The organism is Pseudomonas resinovorans NBRC 106553 (assembly GCF_000412695.1).
GTDB lineage: Bacteria > Pseudomonadota > Gammaproteobacteria > Pseudomonadales > Pseudomonadaceae > Metapseudomonas > Metapseudomonas resinovorans_A.
On record NC_021499.1, the window covers coordinates 5,098,773 to 5,117,416 of the forward strand.

Annotated in this window: 15 protein-coding genes; 5 read left to right on the forward strand and 10 right to left on the reverse strand. The window is 67.6% G+C overall.

Going from position 1 to position 18,644, the window contains the following annotated elements; genetic code table 11:
- The first annotated feature begins 5 nt into the window (after positions 1–5).
- Genes PCA10_RS22905 through PCA10_RS22920 form a run of 4 tightly spaced genes read left to right on the forward strand, consistent with a single transcriptional unit; the run spans position 6 to position 5,730 of the window.
- Positions 6–1,538 (forward strand): TolC family protein, encoded by a 1,533-nt coding sequence (locus tag PCA10_RS22905; RefSeq protein ID WP_016494470.1) that lies wholly within the window; start codon positions 6–8, stop codon positions 1,536–1,538.
- Positions 1,522–2,301: an efflux RND transporter periplasmic adaptor subunit gene (locus PCA10_RS22910; protein ID WP_016494471.1), complete on the forward strand. Its 780-nt coding sequence runs from the start codon at positions 1,522–1,524 to the stop codon at positions 2,299–2,301. The genes PCA10_RS22905 and PCA10_RS22910 overlap by 17 nt, the downstream gene beginning before the upstream one ends.
- A complete protein-coding gene (locus PCA10_RS22915; protein ID WP_016494472.1) occupies positions 2,294–3,634 on the forward strand; it encodes an efflux RND transporter periplasmic adaptor subunit in 1,341 nt (446 codons plus the stop codon). The genes PCA10_RS22910 and PCA10_RS22915 overlap by 8 nt, the downstream gene beginning before the upstream one ends.
- Complete coding sequence (locus PCA10_RS22920; protein WP_041770937.1) at positions 3,634–5,730, forward strand: HlyD family efflux transporter periplasmic adaptor subunit; 2,097 nt, start codon at positions 3,634–3,636, stop codon at positions 5,728–5,730. Before PCA10_RS22915 ends, PCA10_RS22920 begins: the two co-directional genes overlap by 1 nt.
- A gap of 16 nt (positions 5,731–5,746) precedes the next feature.
- Here the strand turns inward: PCA10_RS22920 and PCA10_RS22925 are convergent, their stop codons facing one another.
- From PCA10_RS22925 to PCA10_RS22950, 6 genes are all read right to left on the reverse strand, one after another.
- A complete protein-coding gene (locus tag PCA10_RS22925) occupies positions 5,747–7,459 on the reverse strand; it encodes a SulP family inorganic anion transporter (RefSeq protein ID WP_016494474.1) in 1,713 nt (570 codons plus the stop codon).
- Between the two features lie 159 nt (positions 7,460–7,618).
- A complete protein-coding gene (locus PCA10_RS22930) occupies positions 7,619–8,032 on the reverse strand; it encodes a VOC family protein (RefSeq protein ID WP_016494475.1) in 414 nt (137 codons plus the stop codon).
- Between the two features lie 10 nt (positions 8,033–8,042).
- Entirely contained in the window at positions 8,043–8,465 is a 423-nt protein-coding gene (locus PCA10_RS22935; protein WP_016494476.1) for a YciI family protein, read from the reverse strand.
- 234 nt (positions 8,466–8,699) lie between these two features.
- Positions 8,700–10,415 (reverse strand): single-stranded-DNA-specific exonuclease RecJ, encoded by a 1,716-nt coding sequence (gene recJ, locus PCA10_RS22940; protein ID WP_016494477.1) that lies wholly within the window; start codon positions 10,413–10,415, stop codon positions 8,700–8,702.
- 208 nt (positions 10,416–10,623) lie between these two features.
- A complete protein-coding gene (locus PCA10_RS22945) occupies positions 10,624–11,163 on the reverse strand; it encodes a YaeQ family protein (protein ID WP_016494478.1) in 540 nt (179 codons plus the stop codon).
- Positions 11,164–11,235: 72 nt separating this feature from the next.
- Positions 11,236–12,393 carry a GGDEF domain-containing protein gene (locus PCA10_RS22950; RefSeq protein WP_016494479.1) on the reverse strand — a complete coding sequence of 386 codons (1,158 nt, stop codon included), beginning with the start codon at positions 12,391–12,393 and terminating at the stop codon, positions 11,236–11,238.
- Between the two features lie 202 nt (positions 12,394–12,595).
- Here PCA10_RS22950 and PCA10_RS22955 point away from each other — a divergent pair, with 202 nt between their 5' ends.
- The gene (locus tag PCA10_RS22955) at positions 12,596–13,795 is read left to right on the forward strand and encodes a CaiB/BaiF CoA transferase family protein (protein ID WP_041770939.1); all 1,200 of its coding nucleotides are present in this window, start codon (positions 12,596–12,598) and stop codon (positions 13,793–13,795) included.
- 194 nt (positions 13,796–13,989) lie between these two features.
- On the opposite strand, the gene thrC is transcribed toward PCA10_RS22955, so the two are convergent.
- From thrC to xerD, 4 genes are all read right to left on the reverse strand, one after another.
- Positions 13,990–15,399, reverse strand: a complete 1,410-nt coding sequence (gene thrC, locus PCA10_RS22960) for a threonine synthase (protein ID WP_016494481.1) — start codon at positions 15,397–15,399, stop codon at positions 13,990–13,992.
- 87 nt (positions 15,400–15,486) lie between these two features.
- Positions 15,487–16,791, reverse strand: a complete 1,305-nt coding sequence (locus PCA10_RS22965; RefSeq protein WP_016494482.1) for a homoserine dehydrogenase — start codon at positions 16,789–16,791, stop codon at positions 15,487–15,489.
- 111 nt (positions 16,792–16,902) lie between these two features.
- Positions 16,903–17,631: a disulfide isomerase DsbC N-terminal domain-containing protein gene (locus PCA10_RS22970; protein ID WP_016494483.1), complete on the reverse strand. Its 729-nt coding sequence runs from the start codon at positions 17,629–17,631 to the stop codon at positions 16,903–16,905.
- A 116-nt stretch (positions 17,632–17,747) separates the two neighbouring features.
- Positions 17,748–18,644 (reverse strand): site-specific tyrosine recombinase XerD, encoded by an 897-nt coding sequence (xerD, locus tag PCA10_RS22975; protein WP_016494484.1) that lies wholly within the window; start codon positions 18,642–18,644, stop codon positions 17,748–17,750.

The following is an 18,644-nucleotide window of genomic DNA, read 5'->3' on the forward strand; positions in this document are numbered from 1 at the left end:
TGCCCATGCCAAGACCGCCACTTACGCTCCTCGGTGCCGCCATCGCCTCAGCCCTGCTGCTGGGTGCCTGCTCGGCCACGAAGACCCCGACCTACACGGAAGAGGAAGGCCGCCAGCGGATCATTCGCGACCAGGCGCAGATGTACGCCGACCAGGAACCGGTGACCGCCCCCATCACCTTCTACGAGGCCGCCGCCCGCGCCCTGAAGTACAACCTCGACTACCGCCTCAAGCTCATGGAAAGCGCCCTGGCGTCGGACCTGCGCGACGTCTCCAGCCACGAGATGCTGCCGCGGCTGGTGGCCTCGGCCGGCTACGCCGGGCGCAACAACGATTCCGGCGGCACCTCCATCGGCATCGAGGACCGCGAACAGAGCCTGCGCGCCTCCACCTCGGAAGAACGCTACCGCGAGCTCTACGGCCTGGGCCTGTCCTGGAGCCTGCTGGACTTCGGCGTGGCCTACTACCGCACCCAGCAGAAGAGCGACCAGGTCCATATGGCCGAGGAGCGCCGGCGCAAGGTGGCGCAGAACGTCCTGCAGGACGTGCGCAACTCCTACTGGCGCGCGGTGGGCGCCCAGCGCCTGATGCCCCAGGTCGACCGCCTGCTGGCACGCACCCACCAGGCCCTGCTGTCGGCCCGCGAAGCCGAGACCAAGGGGCTGCTGCCACGCCAGGAAGTGCTGGCCTACCAGCGCGCCCTGCTCGACTCCATCTACCTGCTCACCGTGCGCCGCCAGGACCTGGAGTTCGCCCAGTCCGAGCTGTCGGCGCTCATGTCCCTGCCGCCCGGCTCGAAGCTGATCCTCGCCGACCAGGCCGAGCCCGCGCTGCCGGAGCTCAGCCAGGAGATCAACCGGCTGGAGCAGCTGTCCCTGGAAAACCGCCCGGAAATCATGGAGGAGTGGTACCGCAAACGGGTCAGCGAGAACGACCTGAAGATCGCCAAGGCCCAGCTCTGGCCCAACGTCAGCCTGGACTTCGGCTACAAGTACGACTCCAACAAGTTCCTCTACAACAGCCACTGGACCGAGACCGGCCTGCAGGTGTCGCTGAACCTGCTGCGCCTGTTGCAACTGCCCGACCTCAACGAGGCCGCCGAGTCCCAGGGCAAGACCGACGACATGCGCCGGGTGGCGCTGTCCATGGCCATCCTCACCCAGGTCAGGGTGGGCGCGCTGCGCTACCAGCTGGCGCGCCAGGAAGTGGAGTTCGCCGACCAGAGCCTGCGGGTGGACCAGAGCCTGCTGGACTACGCCCAGGCGGCGCGCAGCACCTCCTATGGCTCGGAGCTGGAACTGATCCGCGCCGAGGGCCGCTACCTGCTCTCGCGCTACCAGCGCGAGGCGGCGTACTCCAGCGCCCAGGCGGCCTGGGGGCGGCTGTACAACTCCGTCGGCCTGGACATCCTCCCCGAGCAGATCGAGCAGCACGACATCCAGACCCTGGCCCGCGAGATCCAGCAAACCCTGGGTGAACAGGAAAGCAGCAAGCTCCTTACCAGCACGCAAGGAACACCGAATGTCGTCCACCGTTGATCGTCGTCTGCTGCTCCTCCTGCTGCCCCTCGCGCTATGCCTCCCTCCGCTCCCGGCCCTGGCCGAGGACGCCCCGCAACCCGGCGCCGTGGAGGAACCCGGCGCCATCCGCGTACTGCTGGCCGCAGAACTGGAAACCACCCTGTCCAGCCAGATGAACGGCACCCTGGGCGAGCTCAAGGCGTCCCTCGGCCAACAGGTGGCCAAGGACGCGTTGCTGGCCCAGCTCAACTGCGACGAGGCACTGGCCCGCTCCAAGGTGGCCGCCGCCGAGTTGACCATGGCCCGGCAAAGCCTCGACGCCAAGCGCAACCTGCGCAAGCTGGACGCGGTGGGCGACCTGGAAGTGGCCATGGCCAATACCGAGGTGCAGAAGGCCGAAGGTGCACGGGCGCTGGCCCAGGCCCAGAGCGGCTACTGCCAGGTGCGCGCGCCGTTTTCCGGGCGGGTCGCCAAGGTCCATGTGAAACCCTTCCAGACCGTGGCCGCCGGCATGCCGCTGTTCGACCTGGTCAGCGACGGCGCCCTCAAGGTGCGCCTCAACGTGCCGTCCAGCCTGCTGCCCCGGCTCAAGGCCGGCCAGGCGCTGCAGGTCAGCATCCTGGAAACCGGCAAGGACTACGACGCCCACATCAGCGCCGTCAACTCGCGGGTGGATGCCGTGGCGCAGACCGTGGAACTGGAGGCACGCCTCGATGCCGAGCACCCGGAACTGATCGCCGGCATGAGCGGCACCGCACGCTTCCCGCAACCCCATGACTGATCGCCTGCCCCACCCCCAGCTGCTGCTGGCCCTGGCCGCCCTGCGCGACCGCGCCCTGGCCGCCGACTCGCTGAACGCCCTGGCGTTCTCCATGGCCAACGATGGCTACGCCCTGCTGCGCTACCACCAGGCGCTGGTGTTCGCCCAGCGCGGTGCCGACCTGGAACTGCTCTGCGTGTCCGGCCTGGCGCGGCCCAGCGAGGACTCGCCCTACCTGGTCTGGCTGCGTCGCGCCAGCCGCTGGCTCGCCCAGCAGTTGCCCGACGCCCGGCCGCGCTGGTTGCCCCGCGATGAACTGGAGCCGCCGGCGGACATCGCCGAAGGCTGGGCCGAATGGTGGCCCAGCGGGCTCTGGTGCGTGCCCCTGCACGACCGCGATGGCCAGCGCCTGGGGCTGGTGCTGTTCCTCCTCGACGCGTCCCCGGCCGACGAGGTAGCGCCCCTGCTGGACGGCGTCTGGCAGACCTGGGCGCACTGCTGGGCCGCCTTCGGCAAGCGCCGCCGGCTGCTCGGCTGGCGGCCCGGCAAGCGCCAGGTCCTGCTGGCCCTGGCGGTGGCCGCGGCACTGCTGCTGGTGCCGGTACGGCAGACCGCGCTGGCGCCGGCGGAGATCGTTTCGCGCCAGGCATTGATCGTCAGTTCCCCCATCGACGGCGTGATCCAGCGCATGGAGGTCCGGCCGAACCAGGCCGTGGAGGAAGGCACCCTGCTCTTCACCCTCGACGAGACCACCCTGAAGAGCCGCGCCGAGGTGCTCGGCAAGGAGGTGGCCGTGGCCGACGCCGAACTGATGGCGGCGAGCCAGAGGGCCTTCGACAACCCCCAGAGCAAGAGCGAGCTCACCTTGCTCAACGGCCGCGTCCTGCAGCGCCGGGCCGAGCTCGCGGCGGTGCAGGCCCAGCTGCGACGTACCCGGGTGCTGTCGCCCCGGGCGGGCGTCGCGGTGTACAGCGATCCCAATGACTGGATCGGCAAGCCGGTGGTGACCGGCGAGCGCATCCTCCAGGTGGCCGACCCGGCGCAGCCGGCGATGCTGATCAAACTGCCGGTGGCCGACGCCATCGCCCTGGACCCCGGCGCGGAGGTCACCCTGTTCCTCACCGCGTACCCCCTCTCGCCCCTCAAGGGAAAGGTGCTGGAGACCAGCTACCAGGCACACGCCAGCGAGGAAGGCGTGGTGGCCTACCGCCTGCTGGCCAGCGTCGAGGGCCAGCCGGAGCACGCCCGCCTGGGCCTGCACGGCACCGCCAAGCTCTACGGCGAACGCGTGGTGCTGGGCTACTACCTGCTGCGCCGGCCCTTCGCCGCGCTGCGCGCCTGGACCGGGCTGTGATACCGAACGCGGCCGCCATGCCGCTGCCGCCGCTGCGCGAAGACCTGCGCCTGCTGGAAAGCGCGCCGAGCAGCGACGGCGAGCCGGCCTGGGTGATCCAGGACACCGTGGTCAATCGCTTCTACCGCATAGGCTGGCTGGAGTTCGAATGCCTGCTGCGCTGGGAACAGACCCCGGAGCGGATCTGCCAGGACATCCAGGCCCGGACACCGCTGCGCCCGGACGTGGAGCAGGTGCTGGAGTTCCGCCAGTTCCTCGACCAGCACCAGCTGCTGCGTCCATCGCCCGACGCCGCCGCCCGCCTGGCCAAGCGCAGCGAAGGCAATGCCTGGCTGAACTGGCGCTGGTGGCTGCACCACTACCTGTTCTTCCGCGTGCCGCTGCTGCGGCCGCAGCGCCACTTGCAGCGCCTGGCCGGCCATCTGGACTGGCTGTTCCGTCCCGCCACCGCCGTCCTGGTGGTGACCCTGGGCGTGATCGGCGTGCTGCTGGTGCTGCAGCAATGGGATGCCTTCACCACGGCGGTGGTGGAGTCCTTCTCGGCCTCCGGGCTGGTCAGCTTCGCCCTGGCGCTGATCGTCGCCAAGACCCTCCACGAACTGGGCCATGCCCTGGTGGCCACGCGCCTGGGCCTGCGGGTGGGACACATGGGTATCGCCTTCGTGGTGCTCTGGCCGATGCTCTATACCGACACCGGCGAGAGCTGGAAGCTGCGCAGCTCCCGGCAACGCCTGGCCATCGCCTCCGCCGGCATCCTCACCGAGCTGGGCCTGGCGGGGCTGGCCACCCTCGGCTGGGCGCTCTCGGACCCCGGCCCGCTGCGCAACGCCCTGCTCTACCTGGCGACCACCAGCTGGGTGTTGTCCCTGGCACTGAACGCCAGCCCGTTCATGCGCTTCGACGGCTACTTCATCCTCTCCGACCTGCTGGATTTCCCCAACCTCCACGAGCGCTCCTCGGCCCTGGCGCGGGTCACCCTGCGGCGCGCCCTGCTGGGGCTGGACGAACCCTGGCCGGAAAGCTTCCCCACCGGCAAGCGCCGCACCCTGGTGGCCTTCGCCATGGTCACCTGGGTCTACCGCCTGGTGCTGTTCCTCGGCATCGCGGTGGCGGTCTACCTGCTGTTCTTCAAACTGCTCGGGATACTGCTCTTCGTGGTGGAAATCTCCTGGTTCATCCTCATGCCGATCTGGCGCGAACTGAAACACTGGTGGGCCAACCGCAGCGCCATCCCCACGAGCCGCCGGCGCGCCTGGCTGGGCCTGCTGGCGGTCGTCCTGCTGCTCTTGGCGGTGCCCTGGCGCAGCCAGGTGCACGCCCTGGGCGTGGCCCGCGCCGAACACCAGCTACGGGTCTTCGCGCCCTACCCGGCGCGACTGGTGGCCATCCACCCCGCCGGCCGGGTGGAGGCCGGCAGCACCCTGGTGACCCTGGACGAACCGGACATCGCCTCGCGCCTGAGCAGCAGCGAGGCCAACGTGAGGAGCTACGAGGCGCGCCTGGGCGGCCTGATCGCCGACCCCAGCGGCGCCGAGCAGGCCCTGGCCACCCGCCAGCGCCTGGGGGTGCAGTTCGAGGAGGTCAAGGCGGCCCGCTCGGAAATCGCCCGACTCAAGCTCCAGGCCCCCTTCGCCGGGCAATGGCTGGACCTGGACCCGGACTGGCGCCCCGGCCAGTGGGTGCATAGCCGCGAGCCCATCGGCATGCTGGTGGACCCGGGCAGCTGGCAGGTGGACGCCTATGTCGATCAGGACGACGTGCAACGCCTGATCCAGGGCGGCGCGGTGCGCTTCTACCCCGAGGGCCAGCCCACCCCTATCGCTGGCAAGGTCGTGACCATCGGCAGCACCCGTGTCAGCCAGCTCGAGCACCCCATGCTCGCCTCGCGCTTCGGCGGCCCGCTGACCACCAGCAACCAGGGCAAGGAGCTGGTGCCGACACCGCCCCTGTTCCACGTGCTGGTGCAGCTGGAACAGGCCCCGCCCAGCCTGCGCGAAACCCGTGGACACCTGCAGATCGAAGGCAACCGCCGCAGCCTGCTGGGCCAGGGCCTGACCCATGTGGCGGCGGTGCTGCTGCGCGAAAGCGGCTTCTGAGCGGACGGCGGTCAGCCTATGGCGTAGCGGACGGCGCCTCGGGTTCGGCGTTCTGCTTCGCCAGCCAGCGCTGGTAGGCGCTGATCCCCGCGCGCACCGAGCTGAACACCAGCGGTGGCTTCAGCTCACCCAGCTCGCCGGAGCGCAGCAGCAGGTCATAGGCCGGGCCGAACAGGCGGGCGAAGCCGAAGTAGATGCCCTTGGCCGCCAGGGTCTGCTGCACTTCGCGCAGGGTGGCCAGGCCCGTGAGGTCGAGGTTGATCATGGTTTCCGCGTTGAGCAGCACCGCACGGGGCCGCTCGGCCTGCTCCACCAGGTGCAGCAGGCGCTGCTTGAAGTAGTCGGCATTGAAGAACAGCAACGGCGCGTCGAAACGGTAGATCAGCAACCCGGGCGAGGTGCTGGCCTGTGGATAACGCCCCAGTTCCACCTGCCCGTCCACGCCTTCCACCCAGCCCAGCACGGCGTCTCTCGGGCGATAGGTGAGGTAGAGCAGGCGCAGCAGTGCCAGCGACACGGCGACGAAGATGCCGGGCAGCACGCCAACCCCCAGCACGCCCACCGTGGTCAGCAGGCAGAGGCTGCACTCGAAGCGGCTGAGGCGCCAGAACGCCTTCAGCGAGCGGAAGTCGATCAGTCCCCAGCCGGCCAGCATCAGCACCGCCCCCAGGGCGGCGATGGGAACCCAGCCCAAGGCGTCGTGAAGGAACACCAGCACGGCGATTATCACCAGGGCCACCACCACGCTGACCATCTGCGTCTTGCCGCCCACCAGGTCGTTCACCGCCGTGCGCGAGTCGGCGCCGCTGATGACGAAGGCCTGGGACACCCCGGCGCCGATATTGGCCATGCCCAGGGCGATGAACTCGTGGTTGGCGTCCACCATGTAGCCACGCCGGGCGGCGAAGCTGCGGGCGGTGAGCATGGCGCTGCAGAAACTGACAATGGTGATGCCGGTGGCATCGCGCAGCAGGCTGAGCAGCTCCTGGTAACCGGCGCGCGGCCAGCTCAGCTCCGGCAGGCCGGCGGGCACGTTGCCCAGCAAGGCCACGCCGTGGCGGTCGAGGTGCAACCAGGCGGCGGCGAGCGAGGCCAGCACCATCGCCACCAGGGCCACCGGCAGTCGCGGCCAGCGCCGGGGCAACAGCACCATCAGCGCCAAGGCCGAGGCGCCGAGGGCCAGGGTGGGCAGGTGGCTGCTGGCCAGGTTGCGCAGCATCGCCAGCAGGCCGGGGATGAAGCCGCTGGTCTCGCTCTGGTAACCCAGCAGCTTGCCCAGCTGGCCAACGAGCAGGCTGAGGCCGATGCCATTGAGATAACCCACCAGGATCGGCCGCGACAGGAAGCTGGCGATGAAGCCGGCGCGGATCAGGCCGGCGACTATGGAGAGGCCGCCCACCATCACCGCCACTATCATCGACAGGTGCACCAGGCGCTGCGGGTCCCCCGCCGCCAACGGGGTGATGGAGGCCGCGACCATGGCCGCGGTGGCGGCGTCCGGCCCGACCATCAGTTGCCGGGAGCCACCCACCAGGGCATAGATGAGCATCGGCAGGATGCAGGCATAGAGACCCACCTGGGCGGGAAAGCCAATGATCTGCGCATAGGCGATGGCGGTGGGTATCTGCACCGCGGCCACCGACAGCCCCGCCGCCAGATCGGTGCGGAGCCATTCGCGGCGGTAGTGGAAGCGCGGAATGCGTTCGCGGAGCCAGGGCAGAAGCTGCATGGGAGTCGTCCGGAGTTCGACCCCAGAAGCTTAGGCCGACATCTGGCGTTCGTTGTAGCCAGGTAGGATGGGTTGAGCTTGCGATACCCATGCGGGCAAGGCTGATGGGTATCGCTCCGCTCAGCGGAGCGCCGCCCGACCCATCCTACGGTCTACGACTCAGGCATCCTTCTCACAGTTGATCATCCAGGGCACCCCGAAACGGTCCATCAGCATGCCGAAACGCTCGGCCCAGAAGGTCTTCTCCAGGGGCATCTGCACCTGGCCGCCCTCGGCCAGGGCGTTGAATACCCGCTCGGCCTCGACGATACGGTCGACGTTGATCGAGATGCAGATGCCGCTGATGCCCTCGAAGGGCGCCTGGGGCGGGCAGTCCGAGCCCATGATCACCTGGTCGCCCACGGCCAGGCGCGCGTGCATGATCTTGTCGCGGAACTCCTCCGGCACATCGTCGCAGGCCGGGCTCTCGGCGAAGGACATGAAGGCTTCCAGGGTGCCGTTGAGCACCTTGGCGTAGAACTGGAAGGCCGGACCGCACTGGCCGTCGAAGGTGAGGTAGGGATCGATCTTCATGACGGTGTCCTCATTGTTGGCGGGCTTTGTCGAAGACGCGCTGTTCCTGCTCGCGCAGTTCAGGGGTGAACTCCTCGCCGAAATCCTCCGCCTCGAACACCTGGCGAATCTCGATCTCCGAATCCGACAGCATGGGGTTGGGGCAGCGCTTGACCCAGTCGATGCACTCCTCGAGGGAGTTCACCTTGAACAGCCAGAAGCCGGCGATCAGCTCCTTGGTTTCGGCGAAGGGGCCGTCGATCACGCTGCGCTCCTTGCCGGAAAAACGCACCCGCGCCCCCTTGGCGCTGGGGTGCAGCCCTTCGCCGGCGAGCAGGATGCCGGCGTTCACCAGTTCCTCGTTGTACTGGCCCATGGCCGTGAGCAGTTCGGTGCTGGGCATGATGCCGGCTTCCGATTCCGGGGTAGCTTTGACGATCACCATGAAACGCATTGTCGTTCTCCTTGTGGTTGGCCCGGGCCCTTGCCCGCTGGCTGTGCTTATTGGTCGCTGGGCAGCGCACAGGATCGACAGAGGGCGCGAATTTTTTTCGCAGGACTGGGCGGGATCAGCGTAGACCCGGATGGAGGACTTGCGTGGGTGGGGTGACGGGCGAGCGGTATGAGGGCGGGGACCGTAAGAGCGAATTCATTCGCGAATGAATTCGCTCTTACAGGGATGTGAAATTCAGCGCGGGGCGATGTGCGCGACCATCAATTGCACGCTTTCCTGGCCACGGTACTCGTTGACGTCGAGCTTGTAGGCCACCTCGGCCCAGCGCACGGTGGGGTTTGGCCACTGTTCGCGGTCGATGTTGAAGGCGATGCCGTCGAGTTGCAGCGAGCCGCATTCGCTTTTCAGCACCAGCTTCAGGTGGCGCTCGCCGACCAGGCGCTGCTGGACGATCTGGAACACGCCATGGAACAGCGGCTCGGGGAAGTGCTGGCCCCAGGGGCCGGCCAGGCGCAAGGCGCGGGCCAGTTCCAGGTGGAATTCCTCGATGCTCAGCTGACCGTCGGAGAGCAGGCGCCCGGTGAGGTCGTCTTCGTGCAGCTGGCGGCGGGTCTCCGCGTCGAAGGCGGCGGCGAAGGCGCCGAAGTTTTCCACAGGCAGGGACAGGCCGGCGGCCATGGCGTGACCGCCGAACTTGCTGATCAGGCCCGGATGGCGGGCGGCCACGGCGTCCAGGGCATCACGGATGTGGAAGCCGGGAACCGAGCGCGCCGAGCCCTTGAGCAGACCGTCGCCGGCGTCGGCGAAGGCGATGGTGGGCCGGTGGTAACGCTCCTTCAGGCGCGAGGCGAGGATGCCGATCACACCCTGGTGCCAGTCCGCCTCGAAGACGCAGAGGCCGAAGGGCATGTCCTCGATGGGCAGGTTCTTCAGCTGGGCCAGGGCCTCGCGCTGCATGCCCTGCTCGATGGCCTTGCGGTCCTGGTTGAGCTGGTCCAGCTGCACCGCCATGTCGCGGGCCAGGGCTTCGTCTTCGCAGAGCAGGCACTCGATGCCCAGGCTCATGTCGTCCAGGCGGCCGGCGGCGTTCAGGCGCGGGCCGAGGATGAAGCCGAGGTCGGTGGAGGTGATGCGCCCCGCCTGGCGCCCGGCGACTTCGAGGATCGCCTTGAGACCGGGCCGCGCACGGCCGGCGCGGATGCGCGCCAGGCCCTGGTGGACCAGGATGCGGTTGTTGGCGTCCAGCGGTACCACGTCGGCCACGCTGCCCAGGGCCACCAGGTCGAGCAGGTCGCCCAGGTTGGGTTCCTTGAGGCCGGCGCGGGCGAACCAGTCCAGCTCGCGCAGGCGCGCGCGCAGGGCCAGGAGCACGTAGAAGATCACGCCGACGCCAGCCAGGGACTTGCTGGGGAACTCGCAGCCCGGCTGGTTGGGATTGACGATGGCGTCCGCCGCCGGCAGTTCCGGACCGGGCAGGTGGTGGTCGGTGACCAGTACCTTGAGCCCGGCGGCCTTGGCCGCGGCCACGCCTTCGACGCTGGAGATGCCGTTGTCCACGGTCACCAGCAGCTCGGGCCGGCGCTCCAGGGCCACGGCGACGATTTCCGGGGTCAGGCCGTAGCCGTACTCGAAGCGGTTGGGTACCAGGTAGTCGACGTGGAAGGCGCCGAGCATGCGCAGGCCGAGCACGCCCACGGTGCTGGCAGTGGCGCCGTCGGCGTCGAAGTCACCGACATAGAGGATGCGCTGGCGCTTCTCCAGGGCGTCCACCAGCAGCTCTACCGCACCCTCGATGCCCTTGAGTCGCTGGTAGGGGATCAACCGCGCCAGGCTCTTGTCCAGCTCCTCCGCCGATTGCACGCCACGGGAGGCATAGAGGCGCGCCAGCAGTGGCGGCAGGTCGCCCAGGTCGGGCAGGACATCGGGCAGGGCACGGTGTTCGATACGCATGGCAGATCCGATCTTTGACTCGTGTTCCCCTCCCCCATCCGGGAGAGGGCTTGGTGGGTGTCCGGAGCAGAACCTGTTTACGGTCTCGCGAGCTAGAGCCATGCAAGGCAGAAACAGGCGAGGAAGCGGAGTTTACGACTGTAAATGAGCATTCCGAGCCTGTTTCTAACGCCGCAGGGCCGACGCGCAGCAGACCGTAAGCAGGTTCTCAGCGTTCCCCGGCCAGCCACTCCAGCGGTATTTCATGCTGGCCGCGCTCGTCGGTGACGAACAGCGAGCCGTCGCTGATCATCAGGCTCCAGCTGATCGAACGCGGCAGGTCGCGGGCCAGCTCTTCCAGGGCTTCCTGGCCGACGGCGACGACGTTGATGTTCTTCAGGGTGCGCACGCTGTCCAGGACCTTGGTCTGCCAGACCCGCAGGTTGCCGTAGGCTACCAGGCTGAAGCGCTCGGTACGGCGCGAGCACCAGGTGATGCGCTCGGCGTCCGGCTGGCCCACTTCGATCCAGTGCAGGACGCGGTCGTCCAGGCTCTTTTCCCACAGGGCCGGCTCATCCACGTCCGACAGGCCACGGCCGAAGCTCAGTTGCTCGTGGTACCAGAGGGCGTAGGCGATCAGGCGTACGGCCAGGCGTTCCTCGGTTTCCGACGGGTGCTTGGCAACCGTGAAACGCAGGTTCTCGTAGACGTTGCGGTCCAGGTCGGTGAGGTTGAGGTCGACTTTGTAGGGGGTCGCTTGGAGGGCCATGGCGGGCTTCTTGATGATTCGCGGAGGGCGGCAAGTCTACCCTGAATCGCCTGCCTTGGCTGGGCCATCCGGCTAATCGGCGGGATAGCGCTGGATACGGTTGCGGCCCTTGTCCTTGGCGGCGTAGAGCGCGTCGTCGGCCAGGGCGAGCAGGTTGAACAGGTCGTAGCCGCCCTCCTTGGAGCTGACGATGCCGATGCTCACGCTGAGTTCGCCGGGCGCCTGGAACGGCAGTTCGGCGAACTCCCGGCGGATGCGTTCGGCCACCTGGGCGCCGGCTTCGTCGTCGGCATCGGCCAGCAGGCAGGCGAACTCCTCGCCGCCGATGCGGCCGAACACATCCTGCTTGCGCATACTGCCGACGGCAATCCGGGTGAAGGCCACCAGGGCCTCGTCACCGGAGGCGTGGCCATAGTTGTCGTTGAGGCGCTTGAAGTGGTCCAGGTCGCAAAGCAGCAGCGCCACGGGTTCCTTGCGGTGCTCGCAGCTTTCCACCAGGTATTCGCCGGTGGTCATGAAGGCGCGGCGGTTGCCGACGCCGGTGAGCGGGTCGCAGTAGGCGGCGGCGCGGAACTTCAGCTCGGCGCGCTCCTTCACCATGGCCAGGGTGACGAAGGCGATGCCGATGGCGTAGAGCAGGGTCTCGAATATCAGCAGCGAGAAGAAGCTGGCGCCGTCACCGCTGCTGGCCAGGGCATGGTCGAAGGGCATGCCACGGTCGACGACGATGCGTACCAGGTAGAAGGCCATGTGGAAGAGAGTGAGGACCAGGGCCGGCAGGTAGGCCACTTCCAGGTTCTTGCGACTGCGCCAGAGCTCGAAAGCGCCGAGCCCGGTGTAGCTCACGGTGATCAGCGAACTGGCCGCCACCCGCACCGTCAGGGATTCGTAGAACGCCGGGTTGAGGCACAGCAGCGCCCAGATCGCCGCGCCGGCGCAGATGCCCGGCAGGTGCGGCTGGCGCCCGGTGAAGACGCGCAGGGCAGTCCAGGTCATGGCCGCGCTCAAGTGCAGCACCATGTTGCCCAGCACCAGCGGCACGACGTCCATGCCGACGCCGCGCAGGGCGCTCACCAGCACCGTGCCCAGCACGCCCAGCAGCAGCGCGGCGGCCAGGTAGCCCAGGGTCGGCTCGCGCCGGCCACGGCGCCAGGCATGGAGCATGAGGATGCCCACCAGGGCGAGGATGTAGATATCCACAAGCACCAGGGTGGGGACGTTCAGCTGCATGGTCCCTCCTTCCGGCGCGTACCGGGCGACGAGCGGCAGACGCGGGCAGGTTGTGTTGGCATGAGGTTCGGCGCGCGCAAATCAGGTTCCTGCCAAGCACTTTAAGTCTCCCCGGAGGGGTGCGCCAGCGGCAATCCGGACTGTTCGTGGCAGGCCCCCAGGGAGTAGAGTCGCCGCCATTGCCTGGTCCATGGACATCCAGATGAACGTTCCTGCCAAACCCCTCGCCGGCCTCAAAGTGATCGAGCTCGGCACGCTGATCGCCGGCCCCTTCGCCTCGCGCCTGTGCGCCGAATTCGGTGCCGAGGTGATCAAGATCGAGTCCCCCGACGGCGGCGACCCGCTGCGTAAATGGCGAAAACTCTACGAGGGCACCTCGCTCTGGTGGTTCGTGCAGGCGCGCAACAAGAAGTCGCTGACGCTCAACCTCAAGCACGCCGAAGGCCGCGAGATTCTCAAGAAGCTGCTCGCCGAGGCAGACATCCTGATCGAGAACTTCCGCCCCGGCGTCCTGGAAAAGCTCGGCCTGGGCTGGGACGTACTCCACGCGCTCAATCCGAAGCTGGTGATGGTGCGCCTGTCCGGCTTTGGCCAGAGCGGCCCCTACAAGGACCAGCCGGGCTTTGGCGCGGTGGGCGAGTCCATGGGCGGGCTGCGCTACATCACCGGGTTCGAGGATCGCCCGCCGGTGCGCACGGGGATTTCCATCGGCGACTCCATCGCCGCCCTCTGGGGCGTGATCGGCGCGCTGATGGCGCTGCGTCATCGCGAGGTGAACGGCGGCCAGGGCCAGGTGGTGGATGTGGCGCTCTACGAGGCGGTGTTCGCCATGATGGAGTCCATGGTGCCGGAGTTCGATGTGTTCGGTTTCATCCGCGAGCGCAGCGGCAACATCATGCCGGGCATCACGCCCTCCTCCATCCACACCGCCGCCGATGGCCGCCATGTGCAGATCGGCGCCAATGGCGACGCGATCTTCAAGCGCTTCATGCTGGCGATCGGCCGCGACGACCTGGCCAACGATCCTATGCTTGCCAGCAACGATGGCCGCGACGCACGGCGCGACGAGCTCTACGGCGTGATCGACCGCTGGGTGGGTTCGCTGCCGCTGGAGGAAGTTCTGGCCCTGCTGAACCGCGCCGAAGTGCCGGCCAGCCGCATCTTCTCCGCCGAGGACATGTTCGCCGACCCGCAATTCCTCGCCCGGGAGATGTTCCTCTCGGCCAAGCTGCCGGACGGCAAGCCGTTCAAGATGCCGGGCATCGTGCCCAAGCTCTCGGACACGCCGGGCTCCAGCGAATGGATCGGGCCGGAGCTCGGCGAGCACAACGCCGAGCTGCTGGCTGCCCTGGGCTACAGCGCCGAGCAGGTGGCGGCGTTGAAGGCGGGTGGGGCGATCTGAGGTCCTGAGAGAGGCCTGTGTAGGGGCGAATTCATTCGCCAAGCAGGCCGAAGGCCTGCCAGATGGGACGTTGGGGGACAGCTGCGCTGTCCTTGGCGAATGAATTCGCCCCTACAGGGTTCGCACATGATCGACGTGCAACAAAAAAGGCCGGCCCCTTGCGGGAGCCGGCCTTTTCGTTTCAGGCGCGTGGCTTACAGCGGCTTGCCGCGGTTGCCATGCTGGCTGACGAAGGCCTGGATCTGCTTCAGGTCGTTCGGCAGCACGGTGCAACGCTCTTCGCGCTCGAACAGGTCGGTGAGATGCGCCGGCAGCGCCGGGACCTGGCCAACGCCGGCCTTTTCCACCGCCTCGGGGAATTTCACCGGGTGGGCGGTGCCCAGGGTGACCATGGGGATGGCCAGGCTGCGGCGGCACTCGCGGGCGGCACGCACGCCGATGGCGGTATGCGGGTCGAGCAGCTCGCCGCACTCGTTGAAGACTTCGGCGATGGTTTCGCAGGTGGCTTCATCGGAAACGGCGAGGGAGTCGAACAGCTTGCGCGCTTCGGTCCAGCGGTCGTCCTCGACGCTGAAACCGCCACCCTGCTTGAAGGTGTCCATCAGGTTGGCGATGGCGGCGCCGTTGCGGCCGTGCAGGTCGAACAGCAGGCGCTCGAAGTTGGACGAGACCATGATGTCCATGGACGGCGACAGGGTCGGGTGCAGGGTGTCCTTGACGTACTGATTGCCGCTCATGAAGCGGTGCAGGATGTCGTTGCGGTTGGTGGCCACGATCAGCTGGCTGATGGGCAGGCCCATGTTGCGCGCCAGGTAGCCGGCGAAGATGTCGCCGAAGTTGCCGGTGGGCACCGAGAAGGCCACGGAACGGGCCGGGCCGCCGAGCTGCAGGGCCGCGTGGAAGTAGTAGACGATCTGGGCCATGATCCGCGCCCAGTTGATCGAGTTGACCGCCACCAGGCGGGTGCCCTTGAGGAAGCCCTGGTCGGCGAAGCTCGCCTTGACCATCTCCTGGCAGTCGTCGAAGTTGCCTTCCACGGCGATGTTGTGGATGTTTTCGCCGAGGATGGTGGTCATCTGCCGGCGTTGCACCTCGGACACACGGTTGTGCGGGTGCATGATGAAGATGTCGACGTGCTCGCAGGCCTTGCAGCCTTCGATGGCGGCCGAGCCGGTGTCACCGGAGGTGGCGCCCATGATTACCACGCGCTCGCCGCGCTTGGAGAGCACGTGGTCGAGCAGGCGGCCGAGCAGTTGCAGGGCGAAGTCCTTGAAGGCCAGGGTCGGGCCGTGGAACAGCTCAAGCACCCACTCGTTGCCGTTCAGCTGGCGCAGCGGCGCCACGGCGTTGTGGGCGAAGACGCCGTAGGTTTCCTCGAGGATCTTCTTGAAGTCGGCGTCATTGATGCTCCCGGCAACGAAGGGGCGCATCACGCGGAAGGCCAGTTCGTGGTAGGGCAGGCCGGCCCAGGAGGCGATTTCTTCCTGGGTGAAGCGCGGCAGGTTTTCCGGTACGTAGAGGCCGCCGTCACTGGCCAGGCCAGCGAGCAGCACGTCTTCGAAGTTCAGGGCCGGTGCCTGGCCGCGGGTACTGATATAGCGCATGTCTTAAAACCTTGGTTTCGAGCGGCCGGGCCAGGCGCGTCGCCCCGGGGGATCGCCCCTGGCAACGGCACCGGCCCCGACTGCTGCTTAGTTCAGTTGCTCGACGCGGATACGCACGACGCTGCCTACCACGTCTTCAAGAGCTTCCAGCGCGGCGATGGCGTCGTTGACGCGCGCCTCGACGACCCGGTGGGTAACCAGGATCATCGGCACCAGGCCGTCCTGCTCTTCGACTTCTTTCTGCATGATGGATTCGATGTTGATGCCGCGCTCCGACAGGATGGTCGCGACCTGGGCCAGCACGCCCGGGTGGTCCTTGGCCTGGATGCGCAGGTAGTAGGCGCTCTCGCAGGACTCGATCGGCAGGATCGGGTGGTCGGACAGCGAATCCGGCTGGAAGGCCAGGTGCGGCACATGGTTTTCCGGGTCGGTGGTCAGGGCGCGAACCACGTCGACAACGTCGGCGACCACGGCGGAGGCGGTGGCCTCCATGCCGGCACCGGCGCCGTAGTAGAGGGTGCTGCCGGCGGCGTCGCCATTGACCATCACCGCGTTCATCACGCCGTTGACGTTGGCGATCAGGCGGTCGGCCGGGATCAGGGTCGGGTGCACGCGCAGCTCGAAGCCGCTGTCGGTGCGGCGCGCCACACCCAGGTGCTTGATGCGGTAGCCCAGGGCTTCGGCGTAGTTGACGTCGGCGCTGGTCAGCTTGGAGATGCCTTCGGTGTAGGCCTTGTCGAACTGCAGCGGGATGCCGAAGGCGATGGACGCGAGGATGGTCAGCTTGTGGGCGGCATCGATGCCTTCGACGTCGAAGGTCGGATCGGCCTCGGCGTAGCCCAGGGCCTGGGCTTCCTTGAGCACGTCCTCGAAGGCGCGGCCTTTCTCACGCATTTCGGTGAGGATGAAGTTGCCGGTGCCGTTGATGATGCCGGCCAGCCAGTTGATGCGGTTGGCCGCGAGGCCTTCGCGGATCGCCTTGATCACCGGGATGCCACCGGCCACGGCGGCTTCGAAGGCGACCATGACGCCCTTCTCGCGGGCCTTGGCGAAGATTTCGTTGCCATGCACGGCGATCAGCGCCTTGTTGGCGGTGACCACGTGCTTGCCGTTCTCGATGGCCTTGAGCACCAGCTCGCGGGCCAGGGTGTAGCCGCCGATCAGCTCGATGACGATGTCGATTTCCGGGTTGTTGGCCACTTCGAAGATGTCGGCGGTGATGGGGGTAGCGCCGGTTTCACACTTCGGGTTCGGACGACGGGCGGCAATCTGTGCAACTTCGATTCCGCGCCCGGCACGGCGGGCAATCTCCTCGGCGTTGCGTTTGAGTACGTTGAAGGTGCCGCCACCGACGGTCCCCAGGCCACAGATGCCTACTTTTACCGGCTTCACGCTGAACTCCCCATCATCACTGCGAATACGGCCGGGGACGCCCCGGCCGAGGAAAAGAGCCGCACTTTACGAAGCGGCTGAATTTTGGTCAATCAAGGCGGCGCGCCCGGATTACTTGGCTTCGAGCGCGATTTTCGCGAGCTGCGGAGCAGGCTGGTAACCCGGGATCATCTGGCCATTGCCCAGCACGATGGCCGGGGTGCCGTTGACGCCGATCAGTTGGCCCAGCTCGAACTGCTTGGCTACCGGGTTGGCGCAGGTCGCAGGCGGCAGTTCCTCGCGGGACTTGGCCTTGTCCATGGCGGCCTGGCGGTCCTTGCTGCACCAGACGCTGACCAGGCTGTTGTAGCCGTGGCTGCCGATGCCCTGGCGCGGGAAGGCCATGTAGCGCACTTCGATACCGCGACGGTTCAGCTCGGGCACTTCGCTGTGCAGCTTCTGGCAGTAGCCGCAGTCGGTGTCGGTGAACACGGTGATATGGGCCTTGGCCGGTTCCTTGGGCGAGAACACCACCATCTCGCTGGTGGGGACGGCGTTGATTTCCTTGGCGATGGAACGGCTCTCGGCCTGCTCGGTGAGGTTCACCGGCTTGCCGTCCTTCACGTGATAGAGGTAGCCCTGCATCAGGTACTGGCCGTCAGCGCTGGTGTAGAGCATGCGCCCGCCTTTGAGCTGGACCTGGTAGATGCCGGACATCGGGCTTTCGCCGATGGACTCGATGGGCAGGCCCAGCTGCAGGGCGTCGAGCGTCTTGCGGATGGCCTGGTCCGGGTCGTCGGCGAGGCTGATGGTGCTGGCCAGGCCAAGGGCCAGGCCGGCGATGAGGCGAGTCACGCGCATGGGTACTCCTGTCGAGCGGCGGACGTACGGAAACCGCTCAAGCCTAACACAGAAGCCCTGGCGCGCAGACGTCGGACGCCCGGCGGATACGGCGGGCGTCCGGCCGGTGGCAGGGCTCACCCGCGAGGGTGGTGGCGAGCGTGGAGTTCCTGCAGGCGGGCCTGGGCGATGTGGGTGTAGATCTGGGTGGTGGAGAGGTCGCTGTGGCCGAGCAGCATCTGGACCACGCGCAGGTCGGCGCCGTGGTTGAGCAGGTGGGTGGCAAAGGCGTGGCGCAGGGTATGCGGCGACAGCGATTTGCTGATGCCGGCCACCTGGGCCTGGTGCTTGATGCGGTGCCAGAAGGTCTGGCGGGTCATCTGCTCGCCGCGCAGACTGGGGAAAAGCACGTCGCTGGGCTTGCCGTCGAGCAGGAAGGGCCGCGCCTCGCGCTGGTAGCGCTCGAGCCAGGCGATGGCTTCCTCACCCAATGGCACCAGGCGCTCCTTGCTGCCCTTGCCGAAGACCTTGAGCACGCCCTGGCGCAAGTTGACCTGCTCCAGGGTCAGGCTCACCAGCTCGGTGACCCGCAGGCCGCAGGCGTAGAGCACCTCGAGCATGGCGCGGTCGCGCAGGCCGATGGGGTCGTCCAGCTCCGGCGCGTCCAGCAGCGCCTCCACATCGGCCTCGGACAACGACTTGGGCAGCGGCCGGCCGAGCTGCGGCAGGTCCACCTGCAAGGTCGGGTCCTCGGTGATCAGGTTCTCCCGCAGCAGGAAGCGGTAGAAGCCGCGCAGGCCGGAGATGAAGCGCGCGGTGGAACGGGCCTTGTAACCCTGTTCCAGGCGCCAGGCGAGGTGGTCGAGGATCAGGTCGCGTCCGGCCTTGTCCAGGGCCAGGCCGCGCTCGTCGAGCCAGGCATTGAAGTGCGCGAGATCACTGCGGTAGGCGGATCGCGTGTGCGCCGAAAGCCCCTTCTCCAGCCAGAGGGCATCGAGGAAGCGGTCGATCAGAGGGTGGTCCAGAGCGGGCAT